Raw genomic sequence first — 12,879 nt, forward strand, 5'->3', positions numbered from 1 at the left:
GCCGTCGGTACGAGGTGTGCGCGTTGCCGTCGCCCGACCGCCGAACGCATTACTGTGTGAACGTGACCTCGACTGGAAATGGCGGGACGACGGGAAACAGCGGTACCGAGGACTCCGACGCTGTCCCCACGGTTCTCCGGCGGGTGGGCTCGGCGGGGGTGATGATGGCCGACGCGGTGGCCGAGCGGCTCGCGGCCGGCGGGCTCGAACCGGCCCGCGCGCTCGGCGCCACCCGTGAGGAGATCGCTCCCCACGTCAGCGGGTCCCCTCATCTGCGCGACGGTGTCTTCGACAATCCGGAACCGCCGACACAGGGCGACCCGGACCTCCAGGTGTTTACCGACATGGCACGACGCCCCGGGAAGCCGCGCCGCCCGGTGATGGTGACCGTACCCAGGTTCGGTGCACCGGCGGATCTCGCGGTCACCTGGCTCGGGCATGCCACCGCCGTCGTCGACATCGACGGCGCACGCGTCATCACCGATCCCGTCCTGAGCAGGCGTTGTTCACCGAGTCAGCTCATCGGACCCGGCCGGATGCATGAGGCGCCGCTGACCGCGCAGCAGCTGCCGCCCCTCGATGTCGTCATCATCAGCCACGACCACTACGACCACCTCGACATGCACACGGTCACCACCATCGCCGCCACCCAGCCCGACGTCGTGTTCGTGACGACGATCGGTGTCGCCGCCCACCTGGTGTCGTGGGGTATCGGCGAAGACCGCATCCGGCAGGCCGACTGGTGGGATGAGGTGATCGTGGAGACCGCAGGCGGTGCGCTGACGTTCACCTGCGGTCCCGCCCGCCACTTCTCCGGTCGATGGCTGGCGCGCAACCTCACCCAGTGGGGCAGCTGGGCGATCGCCGGGCACACCCACCGCGTGTTCTTCTCCGGGGACACCGGGTACAGCGAGCGATTCGAGGACGTCGGCGCGAAGCTCGGCCCGTTCGACCTGACGCTCATCGCCGTCGGCGCCTACGACGTGATGTGGCCCGACATCCACGTCAATCCGGAGGAGGCGCTCTCGATCCACCGGATGGTCTCACCCGGTTCCGGGTCGGATTCGGTACTGATCCCGATTCATTGGGGCACCTTCAACCTGGCGCGGCACCCCTGGGGCGAGCCGATCGCCCGCCTGCAGGCCCACACCCACTCCGACGCCCCGACGGTGCTGGTGCCGCAACCGGGTGGTTCGATCGACCTCGAACACCGCACCGGGACCGGTGTGGCGCACCCGGGTTGGTGGGAGGCATCAGCGTGAGCACGGCGGGGTCGGCAAGATGAGGGTGACGGGGTCTGCGACATGACGGCGACGGGGTCTGCGGCGTGAGCATGACGACGGAGACGGTCAATCCCGGTCTCACCGCAGCGGAGGTCGCCGATCGCGTCGCCGCGGGTCAGGTCAACGCGATGCCGGACCGGTCCGGGCGCAGCGTGTCGGACATCGTGCGCGCCAACGTGTTCACACGTATCAACGCCATCCTCGGCGTGCTGTTCGCCATCGTGGCCTTCACCGGGTCGTTCATCAACGGCCTGTTCGGCCTGCTCATCATCGCCAATTCGACGATCGGCATCGTTCAGGAGATCCGCGCCAAGCGCACCCTGGACAAACTCGCCATCGTCGGTCAGACCCGCCCCCGCGTGCGGCGCGAGGGCGAGGTCGCCGAGTTGTCGCCCGACGAGGTCGTCCTCGACGACATCATCGAGATCGGCGCGGGCGACCAGATCGTCGTCGACGGCGAGATCATCGAGGCCACCGCACTCGACGTCGACGAGTCGCTGCTCACCGGCGAGGCCGACCCCATCGACAAGGACGCCGGTGCCAAGGTGTTGTCGGGCAGCTTCGTCGTGGCCGGCGGCGGCGCCTACCGGGCCACCAAGGTCGGAGCCGATGCGTACGCCGCTCAGCTGGCGGCCGAGGCGTCGAAGTTCACCCTGGTCTCCTCCGAGCTGCGGTCGGGGATCGACCAGATCCTGCGGGTGATCACCTGGCTGCTGATCCCCGCAGGTCTGCTGACCATCGTCAATCAGCTGTTCATCAGCAACAACGACCTCAAACCCGCGCTGCTCGGGATGGTCGCGGCGCTGGTCCCGATGGTGCCCGAAGGTCTCGTCCTGATGACCTCGATCGCGTTTGCCGTCGGCGTCGTACGTCTGGGCCAGCGGCAGTGTCTCGTCAACGAACTCCCGGCGATCGAGGGCCTGGCCCGCGTCAACGTGGTGTGCGCCGACAAGACCGGCACCCTGACCGAGAACGGTATGCGGCTGGCCGAGGTGCGTCTCGTCGGCAACGAGTCCGCCGAGACGAGCGGGCAGGTGCTCGCCGCCCTCGCCGCGCACGATCCGCGGCCCAACACCAGCATGATCGCCGTTGCCGAGGCCTATCCGAGCCCACCGGCGTGGACGGTCTCGGCCATCAAGCCGTTCACCTCGGTGACCAAGTGGAGCGGTATGTCGCTCCGCCCGGAAGCCGGGGGCGCCGCCGACGCCGGGCACTGGCTGATCGGTGCCCCCGACGTCCTGCTCGACCCGGAGGGCGACACCGCCCGACTCGCCTCCGACATCGGCGCGGCCGGTTTACGCGTTCTTCTCCTCGCGCGAACCGACGTCCCCGTCGACATCGAACCCGAGGTGGGAGAGATCGCACCCGGAACGGTCACGCCGGTCGCGCTGGTGGTTCTCGAACAGCGGGTCCGGCCCGACGCGCGCGACACCATCGACTACTTCGAACAACAGCACGTCGCGGTCAAGGTGATCTCCGGTGACAACGCACGATCGGTCGGCGCGGTCGCCGCGTCACTGGGACTCGGATCTGCCGACACCTCGGTCGACGCGCGCGAATTGCCCGCGGGGACAGATGAACTCGCCGAGGTTGTCGAACACGGGGTCACCTTCGGCCGGGTGCGCCCGGATCAGAAGCGCGCCATGGTCAAAGCGCTGCAGTCGCGGGACAACACCGTCGCGATGACAGGCGACGGCGTCAACGACGTGCTGGCACTCAAAGACGCCGACATCGGTGTCGCGATGGGCTCGGGGAGCTCGGCCGCCCGGTCGGTCGCCCAGATAGTGTTGCTGGACAACAAGTTCGCGACCCTGCCGTACGTGGTGGGCGAGGGTCGACGCGTCATCGGCAACATCGAACGCGTCTCCAATCTGTTCCTCACCAAGACCGTCTACGCGGTGTTGCTCGCGTTGTTCGTCGGTATCGGTGGGCTGCTGGGCAAACTGCTCGGCGCGGACCCGCTGAGCTACCCGTTCCAGCCGATCCACGTGACCATCTCCGCGTGGTTCACCATCGGGATCCCCGCCTTCGTGCTGTCGCTGGCGCCCAACAACGAGCGGGCCCGCCGCGGATTCGTGCGCCGGGTGCTGCTCACCGCGGTGCCCAACGGCATCATCGTCGGACTCTGCACCTTCGTGACCTATGTGATCGTCAACCCGGGCGGGACGGGCGTCGAGGTCGGCGGCGACGCGGTCAACCTGTCGCCGCCGCAGACCCAGGCGGCCACCGCGGCCCTGATGACGCTGATCGCGATCGCGGTGTACGTGCTGGCCGTCGTCGCCCGGCCGTACAACTGGTGGAAAGTGATCCTCATCGCGGTCTCCGCCGGCGCCTACGTGCTGATCTTCGCGTGGCCGTTCACCCAGGACCTCTTCCGGCTGGACTCGTCGAACTGGGAGATGAACTCGGTGGCGCTCATCGCCGCGGCGGTCGGAATCGCACTGGTGGAGGCGGTTTCGCGGGTGGTGCCCCGGTGGATCGCCGCGCACAGCACCGATGCCGGTCAGCCCATCGAAACCGTCGCCGCCGAGGGCTAAACTCTGCGGCGTGTGGCCGGAAGAAGTCCGGTCCGTCGAACGAGGAGACGTCATGGATCTCAAGGGACTCGTCAACAAGGCCAGGGCAGCGCTGCAGAAGAACCCGCACCTGATCGAAAAGGGTGGCGACGCCATCGACAAGGCCACCAAGAACAAGTACGCGGGTCAGGTGAACAAAGCCCAGGATGCGGTGCGGAAGGCTGTCGGCACGCAGAACCCGCACAACCCGCAGAACCCGCAGAACCCGAACCCGCAGAACCCGCAGAACCCGAACCCGCAGAACCCCAACCCCCAGAACCCGAACCCCCAGAACCCGCCGCAGTAGGACGCTCGGGGCCTGTTCCGTCGCGAGGCCGTTCAGGGACAAGTCGTTCAGGGAGCCGCGCGCGGATGACGCCGGTACGCCGACACGCTCGGCTCGCCGTCGATCCAGAAGCGCCACGCCACTTCTGCGGCGCGTCGAACCCCGACCCGCGGCCCGGCGACCACCCGTACGCCGTCCGCGCCGGGTTGCGCAGGTTCGAGGGTCACCGGGGTGGTCGGATCGGCGAGGTCGGTTCCGAGGTCGGCCATCGTGATCCCGAGGGCGCGGGTCAGATTCCCCGGGCCGCGGGCCAGATGGTCGTCGGACACCGTCGCCGAACGCGCGGCGAGGCGTCGTTCGTGGGCCAGTTCGATGCCGTCGGTCACGGCACCGGCGCGCAGCAGGACCGCCGCCGCCGGACCGGGGCCGGCCACGACGATGTTGGCGCAGTGATGGCCGTGGATGCGGTAGACGTACAGCCGCCCGGGCGGGCCGTACATGATCTCCGAACGCGCGGTACGCGTGTACGCGTGCGATGCGGGGTCGTCGGGTCCGGCGTAGGCCTCGACCTCGGTCAGCGCAATCGTCACCCCGTGACCGACCAGACGCGCGCCGAGCAGCGAACGTGCCTGTTCGGCCACCGGAGCGGGGGCACTAGGCTCTGGGACCATGGCGAAGACGAGTGACTCCATCGAAGTAGACCTGTCACCGGAAGATACCTGGGCCGCTGCGTCGGACCTGTCCCGGTATCCCGAATGGCTGGTGATCCACGAGGCCTGGCGCAGTGCCGTTCCGGGGTCTGCCGACCTCGGCAAGGGCACCGAGATCTCATCGATCGTCAAGGTCAAGGGCACCCGCGTGCGCTTCGACTGGGTCATCGAGAAGTTCGAACCTCTGACGCACGTGCGGCTCAAGGGCAGCGGCAAGGGCGGGGTCAAGGCGAAGCTGGATCTGGGCATCACTCCCACTTCGGGCGGATCGGAAGTAACCTTCACTGTTGATCTGGGTGGGTTGCCGCTGATCGGGCCGGTCGGCAAGACCGCGGCGATGGCTGTATCGGGGGATCTGCGTAAGTCACTGCTGAAATTCCGGGAGGTTTTCAGCTGACCCGTGCCTGAACTCGCCCGGGTCGCACCTGCCGTCGCGTCGATGCGCCGAGCGGTGATGAAGTGTGCCGGGCGGGACGACGCCGGGTGGGGACGACGAGGCGTTGGGCGGTGTCAGACCGCCATACGAGGGGAAACGAGAGACTATGGGGCGTCACAGCTCTGGTGCCGATCGCGCCGGTGGCGAGCCGAACGGCAACGACCGGACTGTTCGGAACAACCGCGCGGACTCTGCCGCCGGTGCCCGGGCGGCCGGACCGCCGCCGTCGCGGAGGCCGTCGGATCGCGATGACGACTTCGGGTTCGAGCATCGCGACACCGGTGGCGGCCGCCGCGGTGGCTGGCTGTGGGCCGTCGCCGCTCTGATCGCCGTGGTCGCCCTCGTCAGCGGCGTCATCATCTGGCAGACCGGCTCGAGCGGCTGCGGGGACCGGACCCGGGTGGCCGTGGCCTCCGATTCGGCGATGACGGGCCCGCTGCGCGAGGTCGCGCGGCAGGCCGCCGCGGACTCCTGCTACGACTACGACGTCCAGACCGCGGCCGGCGCCGACGTGCCCGGACTGCTGACGCAGGGTGCGGCCGCGCCCGACCTGTGGGTGGCCGATTCGCAGGTGCAGGCGCGCCGCGTCACCACGCAGGTGCGCCGGGAACTCGACCTGGTGTCCCCGTCGATCGCCTCCACGCCGACCGTTGTCGCCGGTGAGAAGGTCCCCGAGCTGGGCACCTGGGTCGAGGTGATGACGTTGCCGGATCTGCGGACCGGCAGCCCGGTCGACACCAGCACCGGAGACGCACCGATCATCGGCGCGCTCGCAGCCGTGGACTCCGGTGAGCTTCCCGAGGAGAAGTTCACCGAGGCGATGACGATCCTGGCGATCCAGCAGAACAATGCGCGCCTGGCCAACGACAACGAGGGCACCCGGCTCAACCTCGCGAACACCGCGGGCGTGCCGGTGGTGACCACCGAGCAGCAGTTCGAGCTGTTCATGCGAACACACCAGGGGTCGAAGCTGACCTCGACGATCCCGGCGACGGGCACCGTCATGCTCGACTATCCGCTCGTCAACACCGCCCCCGCCGCACGTCAGCAGACCTCGGCCGACGCCGGCGCCGCTCTGGTGGCGGCGCTGGGCACCGACGCCGGCCGCAAGGCGCTGACCGATGCGGGGTACCGCGACGCCGACGGCAACGGGATCGGCGAGCCGGTGAAGGAACTCGGACTCCGCGACCCGACGTCGGTCGACAAGGCGCTGCGCCAGTGGCAGGTCCTCGGGGTGCCGATCCGCACGCTCGTCGTACAGGACACCTCGGGTTCGATGGAGATCCCGGTCGGCGGCACCACCCGCGCCGGGCTGCTGATCGACGCGTCGCAGACGGGTCTGAAGCTGTTCCCGAACAACACGATGGTCGGCGGGTGGGCGTTCAGCGTGAACAAGGACGGCGCCGGTCAGGACTGGGAGGAGATGGCCCCGATCCGCCGCCTGGACGCACGCTCGGGCAGCGGCACGCATCGCGACGCCCTCGGGCGGGCCGTCGAGGAGGGACTGTCGGATCTGGGCGGCGGCACCGGCCTGTACGACACCACACTCGCGGCGTTCAAGAAGGTCCAGGAGACCTACGACCCCAACTACTCCAACAGCGTCATCATCATGACCGACGGACAGAACGAGGACCCCGACAGCATCACCCTGAACAGCCTGCTGGCCGAGCTCAAGCGCCTCGAGGACCCGGCCCGCCCGGTCCTGGTGTTGACGATCGGTATCTCCGACGACGCGGACTCCGATGCGCTCAGACAGATCTCGGAGGCCACCGGAGGCACCACGTACGTCGCGAAGAACGCCGCCGACATCCGCACCGTGTTCGTCGACGCCATCCAGGCGCGGGTGGCCGCGGCGGGTCGCTGAGACAGGCTCGCCCGGGACGTCCGGCGACCTTTGGGGTCGGCGTCAGGGCGGTCGGTCGCGGCATCGTAGATAATCGACGCCATGACCCCCACCTCAGCACGTTCTCAGGCCCTCGACCCCGCCGACACCGTCACCGATTCCCCGTCGCGCGCAGCACGTGCGTCCTCGTCTCGTCGTTCGGCCACACTGACCCGCACCGGCGGCGTGGTGGCCGCGATGGCGGTCGTCGGACTCGCCGCCGGGGCGTGCTCGTCGGAGGATTCCGGTTCCGGGAACTCGACGGCGGGGACGGCAGCGGGAACGTCGGCGGCCGCGGGTTCGGGCGACTACGAGAACGGCGAATACACCGCTGTGGGCGAGTACAACTCCCCGGGCGGACCGCAGACGGTCGGCGTGACGGTGACCCTGTCGAACTCGGTCATCACCGCGGTCTCCATCGACACCAGCCAGACCAAGGGGCCGTCCCTGGAGTATCAGGGCAAGTTCGCGGGCGGCATCTCCGACGTCATCGTGGGCAAGAACATCGACGAGATCGAGGTCGACAAGGTCTCGGGCTCGTCGCTCACCTCGGGTGGCTTCAACGAGGCGATCACGCAGATCAAGGAAGAGGCCCAGGCCTGACCTCCTCCCTGGCCGCCGCCCACAACTGGGAGTTCGCCGCGCTGGGCACGGCGTGGACCATCACCACGCCGACGCCGCTGCCCGCGGACACCGTCGACGCCGTGCACGCGGAGATCGACCGGATCGACGTGGCGTGGTCGAGGTTCCGGGATGATTCGACGGTCGCCGCCATGGCGCGCCGGGCCGGGAGATACCCGATCGCGGCATCGGATCAGCCGCTCGTCGACTGGTACCGGCGACTCTATGACCTCACCGGAGGTGCCGTGTCGCCGTTGGTGGGACAGACACTCGCCGATGCCGGCTACGACGCCGACTACTCGCTGCGCCCCTCGGCGCAGGTGCCGGTGGCGCCCGAATGGGATGCGGTGATCGCCGACCACACGGGTGCACTCGAGTTGCACCGGCCGGCACTGCTCGACGTCGGTGCTGCCGGAAAGGGTTTCGCGGTCGATCGGGTGGCCGAGATCGTCGCCGCGGTCACCGACGACTTCGTCGTCGACGCGAGTGGCGACATGCGGATCTCGCCGCGCGCCGACGGGCTCCGGGTGGCGCTGGAACATCCGCTCGATGCGACCAAGGCCATCGGGGTGGTCACGGTGGCGCAGGGCGCGGTCTGCGCGTCGGCGAGCAATCGCCGGGCGTGGGCGGACTGGCATCACATCGTCGACCCGCGCACCGCCTCACCGGCGCGGGAGGTGCTGGCGACGTGGGTGATCGCGCCGACGGCGATGGAGGCCGACGGTCTCGCGACCGCGCTGTTCTTCACGCCCGCAGCATTTCTCCGTGGCGATTTCGACCATCACGCGCAGGGTTTCCACCACGTCACCATCCGACGAAACGGGAGTGTCGAGCACACCGCGATCCCCGGATTGGAGCTGTTCCTGTGACATCGATTCTCCCGCGGTTCCTTTCGCCGATCGACGCCGCACGCCGGCAGCTGACGCCCTACCGCGCGGTCTTGTGCGGACTCCTGCTCCTCGTGATCAGCGCATTCGTGGTGTCCGCGGCCGACGCCGACTTCGGTTACGGCCCCGAGGACCTCGCACTGTGGTTGCTGGTGGCGGTCGGTGTGAGCGGGGCGGCCGGCTATCTGTTCGCCGCGGTGCTGCGCGTGCCGCCGAACTCCGACTCATGGCTCATCACCGGTCTCATCCTGTTCTTCGTCCTGCCGGGCGGTTCGGAGGACACGGCGGTGGCGACCGTCGCGGTCGGGACGGCGATCGCCGCGGCGTCGAAATACGTTCTCGCATGGCGTCGTCGGCTGATCGTCAACCCCGCGGTCGCGGGGGCCGTGGGATGCTATGCACTGGCCTATGCAGGAGTCGAGGGGATCAGCTTCCCGTTCTGGTGGGTGGCGGCCGATTCGCTGTTCATCCCGATGATCGTCATCGGTGCGGTCGTGTTCACGCTGATCCGGGAGTGGCGCCTGGCGGTGGTGTTCATCGCGGCATCGCTGGTGACCATCGGCATCGTCGAGCTGACCCGCGGCGGTCAGGACCTGTCGACCTGGTTCGTGTCGAGCCCGATGCTGTTCGTCGCGGCGATCATGCTGCCCGAGCCGCTGACCTCGCCCGCCACCGCGGTCCACCGCCTCGTCTACGCGGCGCTGGTGGGCGCGCTCATGCACTGCCAGTACACGATCGCGATCACCGACGCCTACACCCTGGCCTTCGTGCCGGAGGTGGCGCTGCTCGTCGGATGCGTCTACGCCTTCGTCGTGCGCCTGGCCTCGGGAACCGCGCGCCGGGTACCGCTCGACGTCACCGCGGTGCCGGTGGCCGAGCGGACCTACGCCCTGCGCGGTGAACCGGTCGGCGGCGCACCGTCTTTCCGGGCGGGTCAGTGGTCGAGCGTCAGCGTGCCGCGGTGGGCGGCGCCGGTGTGGGCCGGCTCGCGCCGGGTGTTCTCCTTCGTGTCCGCGCCCGGCCGTGCACCGGTCGAGTTCGGGTTCACGGTGGCGGGCAAGCCCTCGACGTACAAGGCGGCACTCATCGACGGCCACGTCTCACGCGCCTACGTCGACGACATCGGCGGGGACTTCGTCCTGCCGCGCGGGTTCCCGACGACAGGGAAGGCGGTGCTGATCGCCTCCGGCATCGGGATCACGCCGTTCGTGTCGATGGTGCGGGCAGTGACCGATTCCGGCGCCGACACCGACCTGTCGGGGCTGACCGTCGTGCACGTCCTGCGCGACCGGACGCGCGCGGTCTACGGCGCCGACCTCGAGAACGCAACTTCGAGGAATGCGCGCGTGGTCACCGTCGTCGACCCCGATCTCGCCGACGGCGTCGACGATCCGGCCCGGCTCGCCGAACTCGTCGGTCCGGACGCCGCCGGTGCGCACTACTACATCTCCGGCACCCCGGGGTTCGTCGAACGCACCTCGGCGACGATCCGTCGCCATGACACCTCGACCCGGTTGCGTCCGTGGCGAATCCACACCGACTCGTTCTCCGGGTACTGACCGAAGGCTCGCCGAGAACGGCGGCCGTCAGCTCGCCAGCGCGCGCAGGAAGAACCGCACGTTCGCGGGTTTCTCGGCGAGGCGCCGCACGAAGTAGCCGTACCACTCGGTGCCGTAGGGGATGTACACCCGCACGCGGGCTCCGGCGGCGGCCAGCCGGCGCTGCTCGTCGCCGCGGATACCGTAGAGCATCTGGTACTCCCAGGTGTCCGGCGCACGTCCGAACTCGGCGGCCATGATCGCGGCCGCCTCGATCATCGTCGGGTCGTGACTGGCGACCATCGGATAACCGTTGCCCTTCATCAGGATTCGCAGGCACTTCAGATAGGCCTCGTCGACCTGACGCCGCTCCTGGTAGGCGACCGCGGGCGGTTCGGCGTAGGCGCCCTTGCACAGGCGGATTCGGGCGCCGGTCGCGGCGAACTCGGCGCAGTCGTCTTCGGTGCGCCGAAGATGGGCCTGCAGCACGGTTCCCGTCTCCGGGAAGTCGCGGCGCAGCGACCGGATGACGTCTAGTCGCTCGTCGACGGTGGTGTGGTCTTCGGCGTCCACCGTGACCAGGGCGCCGGCTCGGCGAGCCGCCTCGATGATGGTGCGGGCGTTCTCCTCGGCGATCTTCGCCCCGTGCCGGGGCAGCAGCTGACCGAGCGCGGTGAGCTTCAACGACACCTCGAACGCACCCGCGGGCACCGGTTCCGGTCTGGACGCCGACAGAACTGACATCGCCTGTAGCGCGGACACATACGCCTCGACGGTGGCGTCGGCCCGGGACTCGTCGACGGTGTCCTCGCCGAGGAAGTCGACGGTCACGCGGAGTCCGTCGTCGAGTTCGCGGCGGATCGCGGTCACCGCGTCGGCGAGGGAGTCACCGGGCACGAAGCGGCGCACCACCTTTTCGGTGGCCGCCCATCTCTGCGAGGTCTGCCTGACGCGTGCGCTGCGCGCGGCGGCGTTGATGGTCGGTCGCAGCAGGCCGTCGAAGATGGCCCCCACCTCAGACCCCCGTCCAGTCGGTGGCCATGTGTGGATACCGCGACGTCGTCGGTGGGGTGAAGGTCTCCTTGATCGTGCGGGTCGAGGTCCAGCGCGACAGGTTCTGCCTCGACCCCGCCTTGTCGTTGGTTCCCGACGCGCGTCCGCCGCCGAAGGGTTGCTGACCGACGACGGCACCGGTCGGCTTGTCGTTGATGTAGAAGTTGCCCGCGGCGTTGCGCAGGCGGTCCGATGCCAGGGCCACCGCGGCGACGTCGGTGGCCATGATCGATCCGGTCAGCGCATAGCGGGCCGTCGAATCCACCACTCCCAGCATGTCTTCGAAGTCGTCATCGTCGTAGACGTAGACCGACAGGATGGGCCCGAAGTACTCGGTGGAGAACGCCTCGTCGGCCGGGTCGTCGGACAACAACACGGTGGGACGTACGAAGAATCCGGTCGTGTCATCGCAGTGTCCGCCGACGGCGACGGTGAGGGCCGCGGAGGACTTGGCCCGGTCGATGGCGGCGACCTGCTTGTCGAAGGCTCGACGATCGATCACCGCGCCCCCGAAATTGGACAGGTCGCGCACGTCACCGTAGGTGAGTTCGGCTGCCTCGCCGAGGAAGTCGTCACCCATCGCATCCCACACGGAGCGCGCGATGTAGGCGCGCGAGGCGGCCGAGCACTTCTGCCCCTGATACTCGAAGGCGCCGCGGATCAGCGCGGTCCGCAACACATGTGGGTCCGCCGAGGCGTGCGCGACCATGAAATCCTTGCCGCCGGTCTCGCCGACGAGGCGCGGGTAGTTGCGGTAGCAACCGAGGTTCGATCCCACCTCCCGCCACAGGTGCTGGAAGGTCCCGGTGGAGCCGGTGAAGTGGATGCCGGCCAGGTTCTCGTCTGCCAGTGCCACATCGGACACCGCGGCCCCGTCGCCGTGGACCAGGTTGATCACCCCGGGCGGCAGTCCGGCGGCCACGAGCAGCGCCATCGTGTACTGGGCCGCGTAGGCCTGAGTGGGGGAGGGCTTCCACACCACCGTGTTGCCCATCAGCATCGGTGCGGTGGGCAGGTTCGCGGCGATCGCGGTGAAGTTGAACGGGGTGATCGCGTAGACGAAGCCGTCGAGCGGCCGGTGATCGAGTCTGTTCCACACGCCCGGTGAGGACTGGGGCTGTTCGGCCAGGATCTCGCGCGCGAAGGCGACGTTGAATCGCCAGAAGTCGGCGAGCTCGCAGGGGGCGTCGATCTCGGCCTGCTGCACGGATTTCGACTGTCCGAGCATGGTTGCGGCCGCCACTCGCTCCCGCCACGGTCCCGACAGGAGTTCGGCGGCGCGCAGGAGAACCGCGGCCCGGTCGTCGAAGCTCGTGTGTGCCCAGTCGTTCGCGGCATCGCGGGCGGCGTCGATCGCGGCGCGGGCGTCGTCGTGCGTGGCGTTGGTGATCACGCCGAGCACCTCGTGGTGGGCATGCGGTTGGACGACGTCGATCGGCGTACCGTCCCCGAGATGTAGGTGTCCGCCGATGATGTGCGGGAGTTCGCGGCGGCCGGCGTGGGACTGGCGGGACAGCTCGTCGACGATGCGCGTCCGTTCGGGTGTACCGGGGGCATAGGTGTGCACCGGCTCGTTGGCCGGCCGAGGTGGGGCGGTGATGGCGTCCATTCCGCCAGTCCACCCGGGT

Annotated in this window: 11 protein-coding genes; 8 read left to right on the forward strand and 3 right to left on the reverse strand. The window is 69.0% G+C overall.

Going from position 1 to position 12,879, the window contains the following annotated elements; genetic code table 11:
• The first annotated feature begins 56 nt into the window (after window positions 1-56).
• The 3 genes from H1R19_RS06360 to H1R19_RS06370 all read left to right on the forward strand — a co-directional run bounded on the left by H1R19_RS06360 (window position 57) and on the right by H1R19_RS06370 (window position 4,145).
• The gene (locus H1R19_RS06360) at window positions 57-1,262 is read left to right on the forward strand and encodes an MBL fold metallo-hydrolase (RefSeq protein ID WP_372632019.1); all 1,206 of its coding nucleotides are present in this window, start codon (window positions 57-59) and stop codon (window positions 1,260-1,262) included.
• A gap of 71 nt (window positions 1,263-1,333) precedes the next feature.
• The gene (locus H1R19_RS06365) at window positions 1,334-3,820 is read left to right on the forward strand and encodes an HAD-IC family P-type ATPase (protein ID WP_223205300.1); all 2,487 of its coding nucleotides are present in this window, start codon (window positions 1,334-1,336) and stop codon (window positions 3,818-3,820) included.
• Window positions 3,821-3,872: 52 nt separating this feature from the next.
• Window positions 3,873-4,145 carry an antitoxin gene (locus H1R19_RS06370; RefSeq protein WP_219850977.1) on the forward strand — a complete coding sequence of 91 codons (273 nt, stop codon included), beginning with the start codon at window positions 3,873-3,875 and terminating at the stop codon, window positions 4,143-4,145.
• 47 nt (window positions 4,146-4,192) lie between these two features.
• Here H1R19_RS06370 and H1R19_RS06375 read toward each other — a convergent pair whose 3' ends face one another.
• Complete coding sequence (locus H1R19_RS06375) at window positions 4,193-4,816, reverse strand: DNA-3-methyladenine glycosylase (protein WP_219850979.1); 624 nt, start codon at window positions 4,814-4,816, stop codon at window positions 4,193-4,195.
• On the opposite strand from H1R19_RS06375, the gene H1R19_RS06380 reads away from it, so the two are divergent.
• The 5 genes from H1R19_RS06380 (at window position 4,794) to H1R19_RS06400 (ending at window position 10,219) form a co-directional block, all read left to right on the forward strand.
• Window positions 4,794-5,231 carry a type II toxin-antitoxin system Rv0910 family toxin gene (locus H1R19_RS06380; protein WP_188330109.1) on the forward strand — a complete coding sequence of 146 codons (438 nt, stop codon included), beginning with the start codon at window positions 4,794-4,796 and terminating at the stop codon, window positions 5,229-5,231. The genes H1R19_RS06375 and H1R19_RS06380 overlap by 23 nt on opposite strands.
• Window positions 5,232-5,376: 145 nt before the next feature.
• Window positions 5,377-7,134, forward strand: a complete 1,758-nt coding sequence (locus H1R19_RS06385) for a substrate-binding domain-containing protein (RefSeq protein ID WP_219850981.1) — start codon at window positions 5,377-5,379, stop codon at window positions 7,132-7,134.
• A gap of 81 nt (window positions 7,135-7,215) precedes the next feature.
• Window positions 7,216-7,755, forward strand: a complete 540-nt coding sequence (locus H1R19_RS06390) for an FMN-binding protein (protein WP_219850983.1) — start codon at window positions 7,216-7,218, stop codon at window positions 7,753-7,755.
• On the forward strand, window positions 7,752-8,642 hold the full coding sequence (locus tag H1R19_RS06395) for an FAD:protein FMN transferase (protein WP_372632113.1): 891 nt from the start codon (window positions 7,752-7,754) through the stop codon (window positions 8,640-8,642). The genes H1R19_RS06390 and H1R19_RS06395 overlap by 4 nt, the downstream gene beginning before the upstream one ends.
• Window positions 8,639-10,219 carry an oxidoreductase gene (locus H1R19_RS06400; RefSeq protein WP_219850985.1) on the forward strand — a complete coding sequence of 527 codons (1,581 nt, stop codon included), beginning with the start codon at window positions 8,639-8,641 and terminating at the stop codon, window positions 10,217-10,219. The genes H1R19_RS06395 and H1R19_RS06400 overlap by 4 nt, the downstream gene beginning before the upstream one ends.
• Before the next feature lie 27 nt (window positions 10,220-10,246).
• Here H1R19_RS06400 and H1R19_RS06405 read toward each other — a convergent pair whose 3' ends face one another.
• The gene (locus H1R19_RS06405) at window positions 10,247-11,212 is read right to left on the reverse strand and encodes a proline dehydrogenase family protein (protein WP_219850987.1); all 966 of its coding nucleotides are present in this window, start codon (window positions 11,210-11,212) and stop codon (window positions 10,247-10,249) included.
• A 1-nt stretch (window position 11,213) separates the two neighbouring features.
• The gene (pruA, locus tag H1R19_RS06410; RefSeq protein WP_219850989.1) at window positions 11,214-12,860 is read right to left on the reverse strand and encodes an L-glutamate gamma-semialdehyde dehydrogenase; all 1,647 of its coding nucleotides are present in this window, start codon (window positions 12,858-12,860) and stop codon (window positions 11,214-11,216) included.
• Between the last annotated feature and the right edge of the window lie 19 nt (window positions 12,861-12,879).

Source organism: Gordonia jinghuaiqii (assembly GCF_014041935.1).
In the GTDB taxonomy this organism is placed as follows: Bacteria; Actinomycetota; Actinomycetes; order Mycobacteriales; family Mycobacteriaceae; genus Gordonia; species Gordonia jinghuaiqii.